The organism is Streptomyces sp. 17_S59, assembly GCF_056930295.1.
In genome coordinates, this window is record NZ_JBXOWD010000001.1 from 5,462,260 (window position 1) to 5,482,160 (window position 19,901).

Here is a 19,901-nt window from a genome sequence, read left to right on the forward strand (position 1 = left end):
CGCCGCGGCCCCGCCGCGGATCCTTCGGCCCGCCGGAGCGAGCGCGGGCCTGTGTCAGAGGCGGGCCCGGTGGATCAGACGGTCTCCGGAAGCTCCTCGAGCCCCTCGGCGACGAGCTTGGCAAGCCGGTCGAGCGCGGCCTCGGCACCCTCCGCCTCACTGGCGAGGACGATCTCCTCGCCACCCTGGGCGCCCAGGCCCAGCACGGCGAGCATGGAGGCGGCGTTGACGGGGGTGCCGTCCGCCTTGGCGATCGTCATGGGGACGCCGGCGGCGGTCGCCGCACGGACGAAGATCGACGCAGGCCGGGCGTGCAGGCCCTCGGCCCAGCCGACGTTTACGCGGCGCTCAACCATGGTGTTGCCCTTCGAATCGAAAGCGGTTGTCTAGACCATTGTGGCACGCGGTGCGCGATGCCCGTGCCCGGTCCCGGCCCTGGGAGATCCAGCCCCCACGGGAGCCGGACGGCCCAGGCCGCCCTGTCGGTGCCCGGCCTTACCCTGGCCCCATGCAGACGCCGTCCGAGCAGTCCGAGCATGTGTACCCGGCCCACTGGGAAGCCGACGTCGTGCTGCGCGACGGCGGCACGGCACAGATCCGTCCCATCACCCCCGACGACGCGCGGCGCCTGGTCAGCTTCTACGAGCAGGTCTCGGACGAGTCCAAGTACTACCGCTTCTTCGCCCCCTACCCCCGGCTGTCCGACCGGGACGTGCACCGCTTCACCCACCACGACTACGTCGACCGCGTGGGCCTGGCGGCCACGGTCGGCGGCGAGTTCATCGCCACCGTCCGCTACGACCGCATCGACGCCCGCGGCCTGCCCGCCTCCGCACCCGCCGACGAGGCCGAGGTCGCCTTCCTCGTCCAGGACGCACACCAGGGCCGGGGCGTCGCCTCGGCCCTCCTCGAGCACATCGCGGCCGTCGCGCGCGAGCGGTCGATCCGCCGCTTCGCGGCCGAGGTGCTGCCCGCCAACACAAAGATGATCAAAGTCTTCACGGACGCCGGGTACACCCAGAAGCGCAGCTTCGAGGACGGCGTCGTCCGCCTCGAACTCGACCTCGAACCCACCGACCGCTCCCTCGCCGTCCAGCGCGCCCGCGAGCAGCGCGCCGAGGCCCGCTCCGTCCGGCGCCTCCTCGCCCCCGGCTCCGTCGCCGTCGTCGGCACCGGCCGTGAGCCCGGCGGCATGGGCCGCACCGTGCTCCGCAATATCCTCGCGGGCGGCTTCACCGGGCGCACCTACGCGGTCAACCGCGCCTTTCCCGAAGGGGCTTCGGTGCTGGAGCCGGAGGGTGTGCCCGCCCACCGCTCCGTCCTGGACATCCCGGACACCGTCGACCTCGCCGTCGTCGCCGTGCCCGCCGGGCAGGTGCCGTCGGTGGTCGCCGACTGCGGCGAGCACGGCGTCCAGGGCCTGGTCGTCCTCTCCGCCGGGTACGCCGAGAGCGGGCCGGACGGCCGTGACCGCCAGCGCGAGCTGGTCCGCCAGGCCCGCTCCTACGGCATGCGCGTCATCGGGCCGAACGCCTTCGGCCTCGTCAACACCGCCCCCGGCGTCCGGCTCAACGCCTCCCTGGCCCCCGAGCTGCCCACCGCCGGGCGGATCGGCCTGTTCAGCCAGTCCGGCGCGATCGGCATCGCCCTGCTGGGCGGCCTGCACCGCCGCGCGGCCGGGCTGGCCGGCGTCTCCACCTTCGTCTCCGCGGGCAACCGCGCCGACCTCTCCGGCAACGACTTCCTCCAGTACTGGCACGACGACCCGGACACCGACGTCGCCCTGATGTACCTGGAGTCGATCGGCAACCCGCGCAAGTTCACCCGCCTTGCCCGCCGGACGGCGGCGCGCAAGCCGCTGGTCGTGGTCAAGGGCGCCCGGCACGGCGCCGTCGCCGCGCCCACCGGGCACGCCGTCCCGACCACGCGGATCCCCGACGCCACCGTCACCGACCTGATGCGCCAGGCCGGCGTCATCCGCGTCGACACGGTCACCGAGCTGGGCGACGCCGGGCTGCTCCTCGCCACCCAGCCGCCGCCCGCCGGCCCGCGCGTGGCCATCCTCGGCAACTCCGAGTCCCTCGCCCTCCTCACCTACGACGCCTGCCTCACGGACGGGCTCCGCCCCCTGCCCCCGCACGACCTGACCACGGCCGCGGCGCCGGAGGACTTCCGCGCCGCCCTCGCCGAGGCCCTCGCCGACCGGGCGAGCGACGCCGTCGTCGTCACCGCCATCCCCTGGGTCGGCGACGCCTCCGCCGCGGACCTCGCGAACGCCCTCCGCGACGCCGTCGCCCGCTCCCGCAACGCCAAGCCCGTGGTCGTCGTCCACCTGGAGATCCCCGGCCTCGCCGAGGCCCTGGGGGCTGTCCGGCGGGCCGACACGGGTCCTGCGGCGCCTGGCACGGCGCCTCGCCGCGTTGTCGCATCACCCGAGTACGCCCAGTACGCGGGTGATGCTCCGCCTTGCGATCCACCGCACCAGACACCGCAGGACCCGCCCCGGCCCGCCGGACAGCCCCCGGCCCTCCCGCCGCACGACCGCACCGGCCCCGCCGCCCCCTCCGCGGGCGAGCCCGCCGTCCGCATACCCGCCTACCCCGCCGCCGAGCGGGCCGTGCGCGCGCTCGCCCAGGCCGTCCGGTACGCGCAGTGGCGCCGCCAGGCCGCCGAGCCCGGCAAGGTGCCCGAGTACGAGGACATCGACGAGGCGGGCGCCGCCGCCGACATCGACGTGCTGCTCGAGGCGCACGGCGCGCACGCCCCGGCGCCCGGCGGCGCCGCGCCCCGGGCCGTCACCCTGTCCGCCGCCGACACCCAGCGCCTCCTCGCCCGGTACGGGATCGCCGCGCTGCCCGCGCTGCCCGCACCCGACGCCGACAGTGCCGTCCGGGCCGCCGGCCGGCTCGGCTTCCCCGTCGCGCTCAAGCCCACCGCCCCCCACCTGCGGCACCGCGCCGACCTAGGCGGCGTCCGGCTCGACCTCGGCGGAGAGGCGGAACTGCGCCGGGCCTACGCCGAGTTGACCGAGCTGCTCGGCAAGCCCGAGGAGACCCGGCTCGTCGTGCAGTCGATGGCCCCGCGCGGCGTCGACACGGTCGTCCGGGCCGCGATCGACCCCGCGGCGGGCGCCGTGCTCTCCTTCGGGCTGGCGGGCGCGCCCTCCCTGCTCCTCGGCGACACCGCCCACCGCCTGATCCCGGCCACCGACCGGGACGTGTCCGACCTGATCCGCTCGGTCCGCACCGCCCCCCTGCTCTTCGGCTGGCGGGGCTCCACGCCCGTCGACACCCCGGCCCTGGAGGAGTTGCTGCTGCGCGTGTCCCGGCTGGTCGACGACCACCCCGAGGTCGTGGGCGCCGACCTGGAGCCGGTGATCGTCGCCCCGCACGGCGTGCACGTCCTCGGCGCGTCCATCCGCCTGGCCCCGCCCCCGGCCCGCACCGACCTCGGCCCGCGCAGCCTGCCCCTCTACTAGAGGGGCCCGGACAGAGGGGCCCGGACCCGCCGAGTCCGGTCTCCCGGCCGGACGGCCCCGGCAACAGGGCTCCGTACGCCCCGTAGGATGGTGGGTATGGCGAAGACCGGTACGACGACCCAGGGGCTGCGAGCGGCCATCGAGCGCAGCGGCTACTACCCGGCTCTCGTGGCCGAGGCGGTGGAGGCCGCCGTGGGCGGGGAGCCGGTCGTGTCGTACCTGGTCCACCAGGAGACGACCTTCGACTCGAACGAGGTCCGCCGCCACGTCACGGTCCTCGTCCTCACCGGCACCCGATTCATCGTCAGCCACACCGACGAGCAGGCCGCCGACAACACCTCCCCCTCGCCGTACGCGACCACCTCCACCGAGTCGGTCAAGCTCGACCGCATCTCCTCGGTCGTGCTCAGCCGGGTCGTCGCCAACCCCGAGGCGTACACCCCGGGCACCCTGCCCCGCGAGGTCGTCCTCACCATCGGCTGGGGCGCGGTCTCCCGCATCGACCTGGAGCCCGCCGCCTGCGGCGACCCCAACTGCGACGCCGACCACGGCTACACCGGCTCCTCCACCGCCGACGACCTGAGCCTGCGGGTCAGCGAGGCCGGTGACGGCCCGGACACCGTCCGGCAGGCCCTCGCCTTCGCCCAGGCACTCTCCGAAGCGACCGTGGCGACCGCCCGCTGATGTCCCATCCCACCGCGGCGGGCCACGCCTGGCCCGAGCCGGCCCCGCTCGACCCCCGCTCCGCGCCGCTGCCCCGCTACGGCACCGGGTCGCTCGCCGACCTGCTGCCCACCGTGGCCGCGGGCCTCGGCGTCCCCGGGCTGTCCTCCGCCATGGAGCTGGAGCCCGCCGACCGGGTGTGCGTCTTCCTGATCGACGGCCTGGGCTGGGAGCTGCTGCGCGCCCACCCGGCCGAGGCCCCGTTCCTGCACTCGCTGCTGCCGACGTCCATGAACGGCACCGGTCGGCCCATGACCGCGGGCTTCCCGTCCACCACCGCCACCTCCCTGGCCTCGGTCGGCACCGGCCTGCCGCCGGGCGCCCACGGCCTGCCCGGCTACACGGTCGCCGACCCGGCCACCGGGCAGCTGATGAACCAGCTGCGCTGGCGGCCGTGGACCGACCCGCAGGTCTGGCAGCCGTACCCCACCGTCTTCCGGCTGGCGGACGCGGCGGGCATCGCCACCTGCCAGGTCTCCGCCCCCGACTTCCAGCACACCCCGCTCACGCAGATCGCGCTGAGCGGCGGCACCTTCCACGGCCGGCTCTCCGGCGAGGACCGGATGGACCTGGCCGCCGAGCGGCTCGGCGCCGCCGACCGCTCGCTCGTCTACACCTACTACAGCGAGGTGGACGGCAAGGGCCACCGCTTCGGCGTCGACTCCGAGGAGTGGCGCGGCCAGCTGATGTACGTCGACCTGCTCGCCCAGCGCCTGGCCGAGCAGCTCCCGCCGCGCTCCGCGCTGTACGTCACCGCCGACCACGGCATGATCGACATCCCCTTCGACCCGGAGTCGCGCATCGACTTCGACGAGGACTGGGAGCTGCGCGCGGGCGTGGCGCTCCTCGGCGGCGAGGCCCGCGCCCGGCACGTCTACGCCGTGCCCGGTGCCGCCGACGACGTGCTCGCCGTGTGGCGCGAGGTGCTCGGGGAGCAGATGTGGGTCGCCGGGCGCGACGAGGCGATCGAGGCGGGCTGGTTCGGCCCGCCCGGCGTGGGCGTCGACGACCGGGTGTACGGGCGGATCGGCGACGTCGTGGCCGCGGCCCGCGACGACGTGGCGATCGTCGCCACGGAGACCGAGCCCAACGAATCGACGATGGTCGGCCTCCACGGCTCCATGACGCCCGTCGAGCAGCTGGTGCCGCTCCTCGAAGTGCGCACCTGACGCGCCCTCGCCCCCCCGCTCCGCCCCCACCTCCCCGTCGACTGATCTACGTCGACTGATCTAGAAACGAAAGGCATTGGCCTTCCCATGCCCGAGCTGGTGTTCTTCTCCGGAACCATGGACTGCGGAAAGAGCACACTGGCTCTGCAGATCGAGCACAACCGCTCGGCCCGCGGTCTGCAAGGCATGATCTTCACCCGCAACGACCGCGCGGGCGAGGGCAAGCTCTCCTCCCGGCTGGGCCTGGTGACCGACTCCGTCGAGGCGGGGGAGGGGTTCGACTTCTACGCGCACCTCGTCGCGCACCTCTCGGCGGGCGGCCGCGCGGACTATGTGATCTGCGACGAGGCCCAGTTCCTGGCGCCGGAGCAGATAGACCAGCTGGCCCGGATCGTCGACGACCTCGAACTCGACGTCTTCGCCTTCGGCATCACCACCGACTTCCGCACCCGGCTCTTCCCCGGCTCCCGGCGGCTCGTCGAACTCGCCGACCGCATAGAGGTGCTCCAGGTCGAGGCGCTGTGCTGGTGCGGGGCGCGGGCCACCCACAACGCCCGTACGATCGGCGGGCAGATGGTCGTGGAGGGCGAGCAGGTCGTCGTCGGCGACGTCAACCAGCCGGAGACCGTGGTCGGTTACGAGGTGCTGTGCCGGCGCCACCACCGCCGCCGGCTGACGGCGGCCGCGGCCCGGGCGGCCGCGCTCTCCCCGGACGTACTGCCCGTGGACGCCGAGGAATCCGGCTGACCGGAACGGTGCGCCGGTCCGGCTAGCGCGCCGTCCGCCGCAGGGCGAAGACGGCTCCCTGCGGGTCCGCCACCGTGGCCGTCCGCCCGGTGGCCGTCTCGTGCGGGGCGGTCACGACCCGGCCGCCCAGCTCGGCCACCCGCCGGGCCGCCGCGTCGACGTCCGCGGCCTCGAAGTACGTCATCCAGTGCGGGTTCCGCAGCTCGGGCCCGACCCCCTTGATCGCGGCGACCGGATGCCCGTCCACGTACAGCGTGAGCGCGTCCGAGTCCACCGCACCGGCCGCCTTGGCGTCGTACCCGAACAAAGCGCGGTAGAACTTCAGTACGGTGGCGGCCTCGTGGGTCACCAGCTCGTGCCAGACCGGCGTGCCGGGCGCGCCGCTCAACTGAGGACTCGTCAACTTCTGCCCCTGCCAGACCCCGAAGAGCGCACCCGCCGGGTCGGAGGCGAGGACGAGCCGCCCCGCATTCTCGGCCGCCAGCGGACCCACTCCCACCGTGCCGCCCGAGCAGTGGATCCAGTCCGCGCACACGTCCGCGTCGTCGCTCGCCAGATAGGTGGTCCAGGCGTTGGCCAGTTGACGGTCGGGCGGCAGCTCCCCGATGCCGGCCACGTCGTGGCCGTCGAGCGCGGCACGGACGTACGGGCCCAGCTGGCGCGGCCCGGGGCTGTAGAAGGACCAGCCGAACAGGCTGCTGTAGAACTCCGTGATCGCCTCCAGGTCGTGCACCAGGAGACTGGTCCAGCAAGGGGTGCCCGGCGTCTGCGGCCGGGCCTCCTCCTCGGTCGGCTCGGAGGATCCCCATACCTCGGTCATCGTCAGCCTCTCCTCGGACCATCGTGGTGGCCACGCGCCCCGCTCCGGTCGCGCGCGGGGTGGTACGGGACGTGTCTGAGCAGATGTTTGCACCACCGGAGGTGACACGCCCCCCGGCCGCGCCGGGCGTTGTGCGTTCCCGCAGGAGAATGCCCGAATTCGCGTTCCGCTTCGGTGTCCGCGTCGTCGCGGTCCAGTATCGATCAGCATCGAGGCGTCTGGCCAGGGTGCCGTCCGGCGCAACGCCGACTACGCCAGGATGGGGGCATGGACGCCATCATCACCGCAACGGAATGGGCGAAGGAGTCGGCGGGCGAGCGGCCCCCGGCCCTGCTGGACATCCGCTGGCAGCTCGGGGGCCCGCCCGGACGGCCGGAGTACGAGGCCGGGCACCTCCCCGGCGCGGTCTACGTCGACCTGGAGACCGAACTGGCCGGGCCTGCCGGGAAGAGAGGCCGTCACCCGCTGCCGGACCTCGCCGTGTTCGGCGCCGCCATGCGTCGTGCGGGCGTGAGCGCGGACCGCGCGGTCGTCGTCCACGACGGCGGGCAGGGCTGGGCCGCGGCCCGCGCCTGGTGGCTGCTGCGCTGGGCGGGGCACCCGGACGTACGGGTGCTCGACGGCGGGCTCGCCGCGTGGACCGCGAGCGGCGGACGGCTGGTGACCGGGCCCTCCGCCCCTCCTACGGAGGGTGACTTCGTGCCGTCGCCGGGTGCGCTGCCGCTCCTCGACGCGGACGGCGCGGCTGCGCTGGCGCGCCGGGGCGTGCTGCTCGACGCGCGGGCGGGGGAGCGGTACCGGGGCGAAGTGGAGCCGATCGACCCGGTCGCGGGCCACATTCCCGGTGCGGTGTCGGCCCCCACGACCGAGAACGTGATGGAGGACGGCCGCTTCCGCTCCCCGTCGGAACTCGCCGCCCGCTTCGCGGGCCTCGGCGCGGTGGACGGCACGGAGGTGGGCGTCTACTGCGGCTCGGGCGTCTCCGGCGCGCACGAGGTGCTGGCACTGGCGGTGGCGGGCATCCCGGCGGCGCTGTACGCGGGCTCGTGGAGCGAGTGGTCGTCGGACCCGGCGCGCCCGGTGGCGACGGGGGCGCTGCCGGGCTGAGGACCGGGGGTTCTTTTCCCCACCCCGCCCCTTCCCGAAAGTCCTCAAACGCCGGACGGGCTGGATTTCCAGCCCGTCTGGGGGCACCTCCTGGGGGCACCCCCAGCGGTAGCTGGGGGAGGTAGCTGGGGGAGTTTGAGGACCGGGGGTCCGGGGGCGGAGCCCCCGCCCTGCGGCGGAGCCGCATATCGGATACAGCGGGAAGGGGCGGGGTGGGGAAAGAAAACCCCCGCCCTCAGTCCTGTTTCTTCCGCCTCGTCCCGAAGACGATCTCGTCCCAGCTCGGCACCGCCGCCCGCCGCCCGGGCCGGACCCCGTCCGCCTCGGCCTGCCGGTCCGTGGTGCCGATCAGGCGGTCACGATGACCGGCCACCGTCCGCGGCATGAGCACATCCGCATACGCCGACCCCGCACTCGCCGCAGGCGCCGGCGGCTCCACCGCCTCCGGCTCCTCCGCCGAGGCGTCCGGCGCCACGGACGGCATCGGCGAGGAGGGCTCCGGGACGACCATGTCGCCCCGGAAGCTGGGCACCGCCTCGAGCAGGCTGGTCAGGGAGTCGCGCTCCTTCTCCTTGCCGCCCGGCTCCTCCGGCGAGGAGTCGGTGGAGGAGGCATCGCCGCCGTCGGCGCCGGGGGCCTGGCGGTCCGTGCCCACGCGGTCCAGCGGCCGGTCCCGCGGCAGCCGCGCGATGCGCGGTACGAACGGGAAGCTCGGCTCGGGCGTGTCGTCGGTCTCGCCGATCAGTGACCGCGCCTCGTCGTCCAGCGCCTGAACGATCCGGCGCGGCGGGTCGTACGTCCAGCTCGCCGCGCGCGGCTCACCGGCGGTGCGATAGACGAGCAGCACCTCCCACGTGCCGTCGTCGCGGCGCCAGGAGTCCCACTGGGCGGTGTCCTTGTCGGCGCCGCGCAGCAGCAGACGCTCCGCGACGGCCTCGCCCAGCGGCGGGCCGCCGGCGTTCTCGCCGGGACGGCGCACGGGGGTCTTGCGGGCGCGCTCGGCCATGAAGGCGCGCTCGGCGAGGACGGGGCCCTCGAAGCGCCGCACCCGCTCCACGGGGATGCCCGCGAGCTGCGCCACCTCTTCCGCGGACGCCCCGGCCCGGATGCGGGCCTGGATGTCCCGGGGCCGGAGGTGGCTCTCCACCTCGATTTCGATCTGGCCGAGACGCGCACGGTCGTTGCGCACGGCGGCGCGGAGCCGCTCGTCGATGGGAAGCGTGTACTCCGTGCTGTCCGCAGCTTTGAGCACCAGCCGTGTGCCGTCGTTGGAGACTGCCACGACACGCAGTTCGGGCATGGGGACCTCCCGGGTGGTGCCTGCCGACGTCACCTGCGTCGCTGCTTCCGCTAGTCGAGTGTGGCCTGCCCGGGTAGCAGCCTGCCACAACATTGCCGAGTTGACGGGGCGAGAGCCGCCCGGGCCCCCTCTCCGTTGGATCCGGGCAGCCGGACGGGGATTACTGGGGCCAGGGCTCGCCACAGTACTCCATTCGGGCCACTGGACGTGGATCGGCACGCCAGGGAAGTTCACCCGGGACAAGGGAGTTGAAACGCGCCCCTCGGATCGAGCGACCGTCCCATGGGTGGCGTGGTTCACACAATCGCCCGATTCGGAACTGTTCGTCACTATCGAATGTCTCTTCTGTTCGCAAGAGGGGCTGAAGGGAACAACAGAGGCTGGAGATGGACGACAAAGCCGAAAGCGAGGCAAAACCCAAGGGCGGGCGCCTTGACCTGAGTGTGGTGCAAGTCGCCAGCAGCGCCCTCGCGGCGGTGATCGCCGCCCTGCTCGCGGGCAAGCTCGGTGTGTACGGCACGGTGCTCGGTGCCGGTGTGGTGAGCGTGGTGGCCACCACGGGTGGCACGGTCTTTCAACACCTGTTCAAACGTACGGGTGAGCAGATCCGGGAAGCGGCCGCTCCCCAGCCGGTACCGCGCCTCCGGCAGGACCCCGACCGTGCGCAGCCGGTCGGCCGGTACGACGCGACCCGGATGCTGCCGCAGCTGTCGCAGGGCGAGGACGCCACGCAACTGCTGCCCCAGGCGTCCCACCCGGGCGCAAATCCGGCGCAGCAGGAGGCGCACGCCGGTGCGTACACCGGCGCGCAAGATCACGCGCGCTTCGACGGCTTCCCGGGGCTTTCCGAGGAATACACGCCGGGCACCACCCACGGCACCCGGCTGCGCGGCTGGAAGCGCCCGCTGCTGGCGGCCGGTGCCGTGTTCGCCCTGGCGATGGGCACGGTGACGGTCGTGGAGCTGGTGTCCGGCACCAGCGCGGACGGCAGCAAGGACGGGATCACGGTCAGCCGGATCTTCCAGCCGGGCAAGGAGGAGAAGCAGCAGGACCAGGATCAGGACCGGGCTCCTTCGCACTCGCCCCGGCCCGGCCACTCCCAGGGCGGGAGCGGCGGGGAGGAGACCCCCGGCGGCCCGACCCCGTCCGCAGGCACGGGCGGCGGGTCGCAGCAGGGCGGCGATGCGGGCAAGCAGTCGCCGAGCCCGGCGCCGACCCCTTCCTCGGGCGGCGGCAAGCCCTCGCCGAATCCGACGCCGAGCCCGAGCCAGTCGCAGGGCGACGGCAAGGGCGGCACGGGCGGCGGCACCACCGGCGGCACGGGCTCCGGTGGCTCGTCCACCCCGCCGCCGCAGGGTCAGAACGCGGCGGCGGGCACGACTGCCGGCTCCGGCACGGGCAAGACCTCCTGACGGGGGTGCCCGCCGTCCCGGGTCACTCGCCCAGGACACGTCGCAGATAGTCGTTGCCGAACACGCGGTGCGGGTCCAGCCGGTCCCGCACCGCGCCGAACTCCGCGAAGCGCGGATAGACCCCCGCCAGACAGGCGGCGTCCCGGCTGTGCAGCTTCCCCCAGTGGGGCCGTCCCCCGTGGGCGAGCATGATCTGCTCGGCGGCGGTGAAGTACCCGCCGTGCGGCGTGCCCTTGTACAGGTGTACCGCTATGTAGGCGGTGTCCCGCCCGGAGGCCGTGGAGAGCGGGATGTCGTCCGCCGGGGCGGTCCGTACCTCCACCGGGAAGCTGATCCCCAGCCCCTTGCGCTCGATCACCGCCCGCAGTTCGCGCAGCGCCGGCACGGCAGCCGCACGCGGCAGTGCGTACTCCATCTCCAGGAAGCGGACGCGGCGCGGACTGGTGAAGACCTTGTACGGGATGTCGGTGTAGGTACGGGCCGACAGTGCCCGGCTCGACAGCCGGGCGATGGCGGGGACGGCGGCCGGCACGGCCCGGCCCAGCGCGCAGACGGCTCCGAACACACCGTTGGACAACAACTCGTCCTCAAACCAGGCCCCGAGACGGCCGACCGGCGCCGCGGGGCCGGTGCTGCGGTTGTTGCGCTTGGTGATGCAGCGGTCGGTGTGCGGGAACCAGTAGAACTCGAAGTGCTCGTTCTCGGCGACCAGCTGGTCGAATTCGGCGGTGACCCGCCCGTACGGCATCGGCTCCTCCCGGGCGCGGAGCAGGAATTCCGGCTCCACCGCGAACGTGATCGCGGTGATGACGCCCAGCGCCCCCAGCCCCACCCGGGCCGCCGCGAAGACCTCCGGGTTCTCGTCCGCCGAGCAGGTCAGCACGGAGCCGTCGGCGGTCACCAGCTCCAGCGCCCGGATCTGGGCGGCGAGCGAGCCCGAGTCCCGGCCCGTGCCGTGGGTGCCGGTGCTGACGGCGCCCGAGACCGTCTGCTCCATGATGTCGCCCATGTTCGTCAGGGACAGACCGTGCGCGGACAGCGTCCCGTTCAGCCTGCGGAGCGTGGTGCCCGCGGCGACCGTGACGGTCCCGGCCTCGCGGTCGATCGCCCGCACGCCCGTCAGCCGGTCCGGCCGTATCAGCAGGCCGTCCGTGGCGGCGGCCGCGGTGAAGGAGTGGCCGGTGCCGACCGCCTTCACCCTGAGCCCGTCCGCGGCGGCCCGGGCCACCGCTGCCGCCAGCTCCTCCGCGGTGGCCGGGGCCACCGTCCGCGAGGGCCGGGCGCTGACGTTCCCCGCCCAGTTACGCCAGGCACCGCTCGCCTGTGTCGCCCGTGTCGTCCGCGTCGTCGCCGTCATCAGTGGCAACCCCCACCCGCTCAGGCGCCGGCCGGAGCCGGCGGTACCCGAGGAACGCGCCGGCGGCCGCGAGCACCCCCGCCGTGCCGGGCACCGTGTACCCCGTCGCGGCACCGGCGGCGTCCACCACCCAGCCGGCGGCGGACGAGCCCAGTGCCACGCCGACCGCGAGCCCGGTGCTCGTCCAGGTCATGCCCTCGGTCAGCTTCGCGCGCGGTACGTACTGCTCGACGAGGGCCATCGTGGTGACCATCGTCGGCGCGATGGACAGGCCCGCGACAAAGAGCGCCACGGCCAGGAACGGCAGGCTCCCGACCAGTTGGAGGGGGATCATACTCACGGCCATCGCGCAGACGCCCAGAACCCAGCGCCGGGCCGGGGCGCCCTTGAGGTCCAGCAGTCCGAAAACCGCCCCCGCCAGGCAGGACCCCAGCGCGTACACCGCCAGCACCAGGCTCGACGCCGCCTTGTGGCCCTGCTCCTCGGCGAAGGCCACGGTCACGACCTCCACCGAGCCGAAGATCGCCCCGGTGGCCACGAAGGTCACCACCAGCACCTGGAGCCCCGGGGAGCGCAGGGCGGAGCCGCCCGCGTGGTCATCGCTCGGGCGGGGCACCGGCTCGGTCGCCCGCTGCGAGGCCAGCCAGAACACCCCGGCGGCCAGGAAGCAGGCGGCCAGCATCGGGCCCGCCTCCGGGAACCAGGAGGTGGACAGGCCGATCGACAGGATCGGCCCGACGATGAAGACCACCTCGTCGATGACGGACTCGGCGGAGTAGGCCGTGTGCAGCCGGCGCGGGGAGCCCTCGTACAGCGCCGCCCAGCGCGCCCGCACCAGCGACCCCACGCTGGGCACGCAGCCCACGCCCGCCGCGAAGACGAACAGCGTCCAGTCCGGCCACCGCTGCTGGGCGCTCAGCAGCAGCCCCGCCAGGGCGAAGAGCGCCAGCACCGTCGCCGGGCGCATGATCCGGTGCTGCCCGTACCGGTCGACCAGCCGGGACACCTGCGGGCCGAGCGCGGCCGCCGAGAGCGCCAGCACCGCGGACACCGCACCGGCCAGTCCGTACCGCCCGGTGATCTGCGAGATCATCGTGACCACGCCGATGCCCAGCATCGACAGGGGCATCCGGCCCAGGAAACCGGCCGCGGAGAAGAGCTTGGCACCGGGCGCGGCGAATATCGCGCCGTACGAACTGGACGGGCTGGACAAAGACGGCTCCCGGAGGGGTCGGGAAACGGCGACGGATCGAGGGTGCCGTAAGGAACGTAGGTGGCCGATACAGCTTACGAGGGAACCTTCGTACGACGCACCGGAATTTCCGGCTGCCGGTGCCGGGTGGCAGGATCGGACGCATGTCGGATCAGCCAGCCCACGCCCCCTACGACGCCCTGCTGTTGCTCTCCTTCGGCGGGCCCGAGGGACCGGACGACGTCGTCCCGTTCCTGGAGAACGTCACCCGTGGCCGCGGCATCCCCCGCGAGCGGCTCCAGGAGGTCGGGCAGCACTACTTCCTCTTCGGCGGGGTCAGCCCGATCAACGACCAGAACCGCGAGCTGCTGGCCGCGCTGCGCGCCGAGTTCGCGGCCCACGGCATGGACCTGCCCGTCTACTGGGGCAACCGCAACTGGGCGCCCTACCTGACCGACACCCTGCGCGAGCTGGTGGCCGACGGGCACCGCCGCGTCCTGGCCTTGGCCACCAGCGCCTACGCCTCCTACTCCGGCTGCCGCCAGTACCGCGAGAACCTCGCCGAGTCGCTGGCCGCCCTGGCCGCCGAGGGGCTGCCGCTGCCCCGCGTGGACAAGCTGCGTCACTACTTCAACCACCCCGGATTCGTGGGCCCCATGGTCGAGGCGACCCTCGCCGCACTCGACGCGCTGCCCGAGCAGGCCAGGGCCGGCGCGCACCTCGCCTTCACCACGCACTCCATCCCCACCGCCGCCGCGGACACCTCCGGACCGGCCGAGGCGCACGGCGACGGCGGCGCATACGTCGCCGAACACCTCGACGTCGCACGGCTGATCGCGGACGCGGTGCGCGAGCGGACCGGCATCGACCGCCCCTGGCGCCTCGTCTACCAGTCACGCAGCGGCGCCCCGCACATCCCCTGGCTCGAGCCCGACATCTGCGACCACCTGGAGGCCCTGCACGGCGAGGGTGCACCGGGCGTGGTGATGGTGCCCATCGGCTTCGTCTCGGACCACATGGAGGTCAGGTACGACCTCGACACCGAGGCCACGGCCAAGGCCGCGGAGCTGGGCCTGCCGGTGGCCCGGGCCGCCACGGTCGGGGCCGACCCGCGCTTCGCCGCCGCCGTCCGCGAGCTGGTGCTGGAGCGCGCCGCGACCGAGCGCGGCGAGCACCCCGAGCGCTGCGCACTGGGTGCGCTCGGTCCCTCCCACGACCTCTGTCCCGTCGGCTGCTGCCCTGCCCGGGCTCCGCGCCCGGCCGCGGCCGGAGCCGACAGCCCCTATGCGTAAGGAGCCCCCCACCGTGACCGCCACCGACGCCCTCAAGGCCGAACTCCTGAGCGTGGCCCTGGAAGCCGCCGAGCGGGCCGGCACGCTGCTGCGCGACGGCCGCCCGGCCGACCTGGGCGTGGCCGCGACCAAGACCAGCGCCATCGACGTCGTCACCGAGATGGACATCGCCGCCGAGAAGCTGATCACCGGCTTCCTCGCGGAACGGCGCCCCGAGGACGGCCTGCTGGGGGAGGAGGGCGCCAGCACCGAGGGCACCAGCGGGGTGCGCTGGGTGATCGACCCGATCGACGGCACCGTCAACTACCTGTACGGGCTGCCCTCCTGGGCGGTCTCGATCGCCGCCGAGGTGGACGGCGAGGCCGTCGTCGGCGTCGTCGCGGCGCCGATGCGGCGGGAGACGTACCGGGCGGTCCTGGGACAGGGCGCGTTCGAGGGCGAGCGGCGGCTGGCCGTGCGGCCCGCGCCCGCGAGCCTCGGGCAGGCCCTCGTCGGCACGGGCTTCGGCTACCTCACGGCCCGCCGGGCCGCGCAGGCGGAGGTGCTGCGGTCCCTGCTGCCCGAGGTGCGCGACATCCGGCGCGGCGGGTCGGCCGCCATCGACCTGTGCGACGTGGCCTGCGGCCGGCTCGACGGGTACTACGAGCGCGGCCTCAACCCCTGGGACTTCGCGGCCGGTGCGCTGATCGCCCGGGAGGCGGGCGCGCTCACGGGCGGACGGCCCGGCGCCCCCGCCTCGGGCGAGCTGACGGTCGCCGCGCCGCAGGGCGTCTTCGAGCCGCTGCAGGCCCGCCTGGAGGAGCTGGGGGCCTGGCACGACTAGCCGGAGACCCGACCCGGCGGGGAACGCAGGACGCCCCGGTGCGGAGGCCGCACCGGGGCGCCGTACTGCAGAGATCAGGCTGCGCTGATCCGTACGCCGTGTTCGGCGGCCAGGCGGTGGAGGTCGTCCAGCTCCGCCTGTTCCACATCGGCGAGAAAGTCGTCGCCCGTTCGGCGGGCGTGGTCGAGGTCGGAACGGGTCCTCTCTATGCGCTGCAGAATGCCAGCGGTGAACGCGTCCATGGTGCTGCGCCCCCTCGTCGTGGGTAGGCGGCACGGGGGTGTGCCACGGCGAAAACGATCACGCGCAGGGTGTTCCGCGTACGCGAAGGTACGGGGAGGCGTGATCGCGGGTGTGCAGTCGTCTTCCCCACCCCCGTCCGGAGGGAAACCTGCGATGCGCGAGCAATCCGGAATCCCTTCCCTGCTTGGCCGGTCGGCACCCCTTACGGCCGGTTTATCGACATCCGAGGCAGGATGGAGGGACCCATCGGGGTCATTCACGCTGCCCGCAGGGGCCCAACAGGAAGGATCAGCGCCGTGCGCGTACTCGTCGTCGAGGACGAGCAGCTGCTCGCAGACGCCGTAGCCACCGGACTGCGCCGGGAGGCCATGGCCGTCGACGTCGTGTACGACGGAGCCGCCGCTCTGGAGCGTATTGCCGTCAACGACTATGACGTCATCGTGCTCGACCGCGACCTGCCCGTCGTCCACGGCGACGACGTCTGCCGCAAGGTCGTCGAACTGGGCATCCCCACCCGCGTCCTGATGCTGACCGCCTCCGGCGACGTCAGCGACCGCGTGGAGGGCCTGGAGATCGGCGCCGACGACTACCTGCCCAAGCCCTTCGCGTTCAGCGAGCTGACCGCGCGCGTGCGGGCCCTCGGCCGGCGCACCACCGTCGCCCTGCCGCCCGTGCTGGAGCGGGCCGGGATCAAGCTCGACCCCAACCGCCGCGAGGTCTTCCGCGACGGTCGCGAGGTGCAGCTGGCGCCCAAGGAGTTCGCGGTGCTGGAGGTGCTGATGCGCAGCGAGGGCGCCGTGGTCTCCGCCGAGCAGCTGCTGGAGAAGGCCTGGGACGAGAACACCGACCCGTTCACCAACGTCGTCCGGGTCACCGTCATGACCCTGCGCCGCAAGCTCGGCGAGCCCCCCGTGATCGTCACGGTGCCGGGCTCCGGATACCGGATCTGATCGCGCGATGACCGCCTCCACCCCCGCACCGCCCGCCGCGCCCCCCAAGCCGAGCTGGGACCCGCGCCAGCCCGTCGTGCGCCCGTTCCCCTGGCTGCGCCCGACCATCCGCATACGCCTCACCCTGCTGTACGGCGGCATGTTCCTGATGGCCGGCGTGCTGCTGCTGACGATCATCTACCTGCTGGCGGCCGATGCGCTGCGCCAGGGCAATGTGCTGCCCTTCCAGATTCTCAACGCACAGGTGCAGGTCACTCCGGGCAGCTGTGACAAGTTGCGGGGCACGGCGGACAGCAGCGCCTTCATGCACGGGCTGGAACAGTGCATGGCGGATCAGCGCACCATGGCTCTCAGCAGCCTGCTGCGCCGTTCGCTCCTCGCCCTCCTCGGCCTGGCCGTGATCGCCTTCGCTTTCGGCTATGCCATGGCCGGCCGGGTCCTCTCGCCGCTCGGCAAGATCACCCGCACCGCCCGCCGCGTGGCCGGCACGGACCTGTCCCGGCGCATCGAGCTGGGCGGGCCGGACGACGAGCTGAAGGAGCTGTCGGACACCTTCGACGAGATGCTCGACCGCCTGGAGCGGGCGTTCACCGCCCAGCAGCGCTTCGTCGCCAACGCCTCGCACGAGCTGCGCACCCCGCTGGCGATCAACCGGACGCTGCTGGAGGTCCACCTCTCCGACCCGGGCGCCTCCCCGGAGCTGCAGCAGCTGGGCAAGACGCTGCTGGCCACCAACGAGCGCAGCGAGCAGCTCGTGGAGGGCCTGCTGCTGCTCGCCCGCAGCGACAACGAGATCGTGGACCGCAAGCCCGTGGACCTCGCCGAGGTGGCCTCCCAGGCCATCGACCAGACCCGTGCCGAGGCCCAGGCCAAGGGCGTGGAGCTGCGCGGCACCCGGCAGCCCGCGGTGGTCCAGGGCAACGGCGTCCTGCTGGAGCGGATCGCGCTGAACCTGGTGCAGAATGCCGTGCGCTACAACACCCCGGACGGCTGGGTGGAGGTCACCACCCTCGCCCAGCCGGGCCAGGCGGTGCTGGTGGTGGAGAACACCGGGCCGGTCGTCCCGGCCTACGAGGTGGACAACATCTTCGAGCCGTTCCGCCGGCTGCGCACGGAGCGTACGGGCAGCGACAAGGGCGTCGGCCTCGGCCTGTCCATCGTGCGCTCGGTGGCCCGGGCGCACGGCGGGCGGATCACCGCGGAGCCGCGCGAGGGAGGTGGCCTGGTCATGCGGGTGGTGCTGCCCATCTGAGCGGACCGAGCGGGTTCCGGCGGAGTCTGCGACAATGGCGGCCGCTGGTTCGCTTTGGGCGGAATTCATCCGGTCCGCCCGGCGCTGTGGATCTGTGTGATCGATCACATGCGCCAAGTTCCGGCCATCTACTCTCCGTGACCACAGACCCCCGGGGAACGCCTGAAAAATGGGGGTTTCCAGGGGTCCTGATCACGGGAAGTACACGGGATGGCATGGCCGCGCCCGGCTTTCCGGCCGTGTACGGTCCCCTTCGCCACCCAACCCGATCACCTCTTCAGGTGTGCAGTTGGGTGTCGATTGAGTAACAGACCTTGATGTGAGGCAAAATCTCCGCCTCGGGTCGGGCACAAGTCCGGCCTCCCACGCGTTACGTGCGCTGGAGATACCGCAGACACCCAGAGGGGGAGAGCGACATGGCAACGGATTACGACACCCCACGCAAGACCGATGACGACGTCGACAGCGACAGCCTTGAAGAGCTGAAGTCCCGGCGGAACGACAAGTCCTCGTCGTCGGTCGACGTGGACGACTTCGAGGCCGCCGAGGGCATGGAGCTGCCCGGCGCGGACCTCTCCAACGAGGAGCTGGCCGTCCGGGTCCTGCCCAAGCAGGCCGACGAGTTCACCTGCATGAGCTGCTTCCTCGTGCACCACCGCAGCCAGCTGGCGCGTGAGAAGAACGGCCAGCCCATCTGCCGCGACTGCGAATGAGGCAGGGTCTGCCATGGCAGGCTCGACCCCGTTCCGGAAGCGGCACTCCCGACAGCCCGAGCTGACCGGCGGGCGGGACGGGAGCGGGAGCGGCGACCAGGCCGGCGCCTCTGCCGACTCCGCGGTCGAGCGAGGCCGCCGGGCCTCGCTCGCCGCTGTCGTGGGCCGCGGCGCCGGCCTGGCCGGTGAGACGGCGAAGAAGGGCGGCCGGGGAGCGCTGGCGGGGCTGACCGCCGTCGCCGACCGGATCATCGCGAACGCCCCGCGCATTCCCGTGCGCGATCTCGCGACCCTCCGTGCCCAGTTCCCCGGCCTGGGTCCGGAGGAGCTTGCGGACAAGCTGGTGGCCGGCGCCGCCGCCGGTACGTCCACCGTGGGCGCCGGCATCGGGGCGGCGGCCATGCTGCCCGTACCGCCCGCCATGCCCGCCGAGCTGGCGGCGGAGATCGTCGGCGTCGCCGCCGTGGAGTTCAAGCTGATCGCGGAGCTGCACGAGGTGTACGGCCGGCCGGCGCCCGGCGGCGCCCGCGAGCGGGCGATCGCCTACCTCGGCGCCTGGGCCGACGAGCGGGGCATCGACGTCACGGCCCCGCTGACCGTCAATGCCGCCCTCGGCGTCCAGATGCGGCGTGAGCTGCGCCAGCGCGTCCTCAAGCGCACCTTCCGCAACCTGCCCAACCTCGCCCCGTTCATGATCGGTGCGACGGTCGGCGCGGTGATGAACCGCCGCGACACCAAGCGGCTCGCCCGGAAGGTCCGCGACGACCTGCGCAGCCGGCAGGTGCCCTGGGACGCCCTCCCCGAGCCCCCCGGCGAGCCCGACGAGGGCCTGGGCCTCGCCTAGCCCCCTGTCCCGCCCCTCAGGCCCGTACGGCCGCGAGAGAGGCTGCCAGGCGCTCGGGAGTGCGGGTGGAGAGATAGACGTACGGGGTGGGGTCCGCCGGATCCGTCACCTCGATCCGCACCGCGGTGGGCACATAGCCGCGCAGCAGCATGAACGCGCGCGGGTCCGCCTTGTGGCTGCGCCAGGCGCGGGCCTCCTCCGCGTCCAGGACCTCGGCCGCGCCCAGCGCCTCCACCGGGATCCGCGCGTCACCCGCGACGAGCGCGCCGCCCACCACCCGGATGCGTGCCGAGCCGTACGAGCTGACCGCGACCGCGGCGAGCGCGCTGCCGCCGATCAGGCCCCCGAGCATGGGCAGGGTGCCCAGCGGCAGCAGGATGAGCGCCATGGCCACCCCGGTGAGAACCGCGATGAACCACCAGGAACGGGGCGCGGTCAGGCGTTCTTCGTAAGGCTGCATGCGCACAAGCTTGGCACGG

Annotated in this window: 19 protein-coding genes; 12 read left to right on the top strand and 7 right to left on the bottom strand. The window is 73.4% G+C overall.

Going from position 1 to position 19,901, the window contains the following annotated elements; translation table 11 throughout:
• Positions 1–74 precede the first annotated feature (74 nt).
• Entirely contained in the window at positions 75–356 is a 282-nt protein-coding gene (locus tag AC1Z4A_RS24895; RefSeq protein WP_483682082.1) for an HPr family phosphocarrier protein, read from the bottom strand.
• 152 nt (positions 357–508) lie between these two features.
• On the opposite strand from AC1Z4A_RS24895, the gene AC1Z4A_RS24900 reads away from it, so the two are divergent.
• The 4 genes from AC1Z4A_RS24900 (at position 509) to AC1Z4A_RS24915 (ending at position 6,117) form a co-directional block, all read left to right on the top strand.
• On the top strand, positions 509–3,478 hold the full coding sequence (locus AC1Z4A_RS24900; protein ID WP_483682083.1) for a bifunctional acetate--CoA ligase family protein/GNAT family N-acetyltransferase: 2,970 nt from the start codon (positions 509–511) through the stop codon (positions 3,476–3,478).
• Positions 3,479–3,574: 96 nt separating this feature from the next.
• Positions 3,575–4,162, top strand: a complete 588-nt coding sequence (locus AC1Z4A_RS24905; RefSeq protein ID WP_483682084.1) for a DUF5998 family protein — start codon at positions 3,575–3,577, stop codon at positions 4,160–4,162.
• Positions 4,162–5,370: an alkaline phosphatase family protein gene (locus AC1Z4A_RS24910; RefSeq protein ID WP_483682085.1), complete on the top strand. Its 1,209-nt coding sequence runs from the start codon at positions 4,162–4,164 to the stop codon at positions 5,368–5,370. The genes AC1Z4A_RS24905 and AC1Z4A_RS24910 overlap by 1 nt, the downstream gene beginning before the upstream one ends.
• Positions 5,371–5,457: 87 nt before the next feature.
• Positions 5,458–6,117, top strand: a complete 660-nt coding sequence (locus AC1Z4A_RS24915) for a thymidine kinase (protein WP_483682086.1) — start codon at positions 5,458–5,460, stop codon at positions 6,115–6,117.
• Positions 6,118–6,139: 22 nt separating this feature from the next.
• Here the strand turns inward: AC1Z4A_RS24915 and AC1Z4A_RS24920 are convergent, their stop codons facing one another.
• Positions 6,140–6,937: a VOC family protein gene (locus AC1Z4A_RS24920; RefSeq protein ID WP_483682087.1), complete on the bottom strand. Its 798-nt coding sequence runs from the start codon at positions 6,935–6,937 to the stop codon at positions 6,140–6,142.
• 267 nt (positions 6,938–7,204) lie between these two features.
• Between AC1Z4A_RS24920 and AC1Z4A_RS24925 the strand changes: the two genes are divergently transcribed.
• Positions 7,205–8,044 carry a sulfurtransferase gene (locus AC1Z4A_RS24925; RefSeq protein WP_483682088.1) on the top strand — a complete coding sequence of 280 codons (840 nt, stop codon included), beginning with the start codon at positions 7,205–7,207 and terminating at the stop codon, positions 8,042–8,044.
• A gap of 235 nt (positions 8,045–8,279) precedes the next feature.
• Here AC1Z4A_RS24925 and sepH read toward each other — a convergent pair whose 3' ends face one another.
• The gene (sepH, locus tag AC1Z4A_RS24930) at positions 8,280–9,377 is read right to left on the bottom strand and encodes a septation protein SepH (RefSeq protein WP_483682089.1); all 1,098 of its coding nucleotides are present in this window, start codon (positions 9,375–9,377) and stop codon (positions 8,280–8,282) included.
• Between the two features lie 413 nt (positions 9,378–9,790).
• On the opposite strand from sepH, the gene AC1Z4A_RS24935 reads away from it, so the two are divergent.
• Positions 9,791–10,756 (top strand): hypothetical protein, encoded by a 966-nt coding sequence (locus AC1Z4A_RS24935; protein WP_483682090.1) that lies wholly within the window; start codon positions 9,791–9,793, stop codon positions 10,754–10,756.
• A gap of 22 nt (positions 10,757–10,778) precedes the next feature.
• Here AC1Z4A_RS24935 and AC1Z4A_RS24940 read toward each other — a convergent pair whose 3' ends face one another.
• Positions 10,779–12,113, bottom strand: coding sequence for a D-arabinono-1,4-lactone oxidase (locus tag AC1Z4A_RS24940; protein ID WP_483682091.1), 1,335 nt, complete (start codon positions 12,111–12,113; stop codon positions 10,779–10,781).
• Positions 12,058–13,326, bottom strand: coding sequence for an MFS transporter (locus AC1Z4A_RS24945; protein WP_483682092.1), 1,269 nt, complete (start codon positions 13,324–13,326; stop codon positions 12,058–12,060). Before AC1Z4A_RS24945 ends, AC1Z4A_RS24940 begins: the two co-directional genes overlap by 56 nt.
• 143 nt (positions 13,327–13,469) lie before the next feature.
• On the opposite strand from AC1Z4A_RS24945, the gene AC1Z4A_RS24950 reads away from it, so the two are divergent.
• Positions 13,470–14,597, top strand: coding sequence for a ferrochelatase (locus AC1Z4A_RS24950; protein WP_483682093.1), 1,128 nt, complete (start codon positions 13,470–13,472; stop codon positions 14,595–14,597).
• On the top strand, positions 14,590–15,420 hold the full coding sequence (locus AC1Z4A_RS24955) for an inositol monophosphatase family protein (RefSeq protein ID WP_483682094.1): 831 nt from the start codon (positions 14,590–14,592) through the stop codon (positions 15,418–15,420). Before AC1Z4A_RS24950 ends, AC1Z4A_RS24955 begins: the two co-directional genes overlap by 8 nt.
• 74 nt (positions 15,421–15,494) lie before the next feature.
• On the opposite strand, the gene AC1Z4A_RS24960 is transcribed toward AC1Z4A_RS24955, so the two are convergent.
• Entirely contained in the window at positions 15,495–15,662 is a 168-nt protein-coding gene (locus AC1Z4A_RS24960; RefSeq protein WP_483682095.1) for a hypothetical protein, read from the bottom strand.
• A 297-nt stretch (positions 15,663–15,959) separates the two neighbouring features.
• On the opposite strand from AC1Z4A_RS24960, the gene AC1Z4A_RS24965 reads away from it, so the two are divergent.
• From AC1Z4A_RS24965 to AC1Z4A_RS24980, 4 genes are all read left to right on the top strand, one after another.
• On the top strand, positions 15,960–16,613 hold the full coding sequence (locus tag AC1Z4A_RS24965) for a response regulator transcription factor (RefSeq protein WP_483682096.1): 654 nt from the start codon (positions 15,960–15,962) through the stop codon (positions 16,611–16,613).
• A gap of 7 nt (positions 16,614–16,620) precedes the next feature.
• Positions 16,621–17,865, top strand: coding sequence for a sensor histidine kinase (locus AC1Z4A_RS24970; RefSeq protein ID WP_483682097.1), 1,245 nt, complete (start codon positions 16,621–16,623; stop codon positions 17,863–17,865).
• Positions 17,866–18,281: 416 nt separating this feature from the next.
• The gene (locus AC1Z4A_RS24975; protein ID WP_483682098.1) at positions 18,282–18,578 is read left to right on the top strand and encodes a DUF4193 domain-containing protein; all 297 of its coding nucleotides are present in this window, start codon (positions 18,282–18,284) and stop codon (positions 18,576–18,578) included.
• Positions 18,579–18,591: 13 nt separating this feature from the next.
• On the top strand, positions 18,592–19,422 hold the full coding sequence (locus AC1Z4A_RS24980) for a hypothetical protein (RefSeq protein WP_483682099.1): 831 nt from the start codon (positions 18,592–18,594) through the stop codon (positions 19,420–19,422).
• 16 nt (positions 19,423–19,438) lie between these two features.
• Here the strand turns inward: AC1Z4A_RS24980 and AC1Z4A_RS24985 are convergent, their stop codons facing one another.
• Complete coding sequence (locus tag AC1Z4A_RS24985; RefSeq protein ID WP_483682100.1) at positions 19,439–19,882, bottom strand: DUF3093 domain-containing protein; 444 nt, start codon at positions 19,880–19,882, stop codon at positions 19,439–19,441.
• Positions 19,883–19,901: the final 19 nt, after the last annotated feature.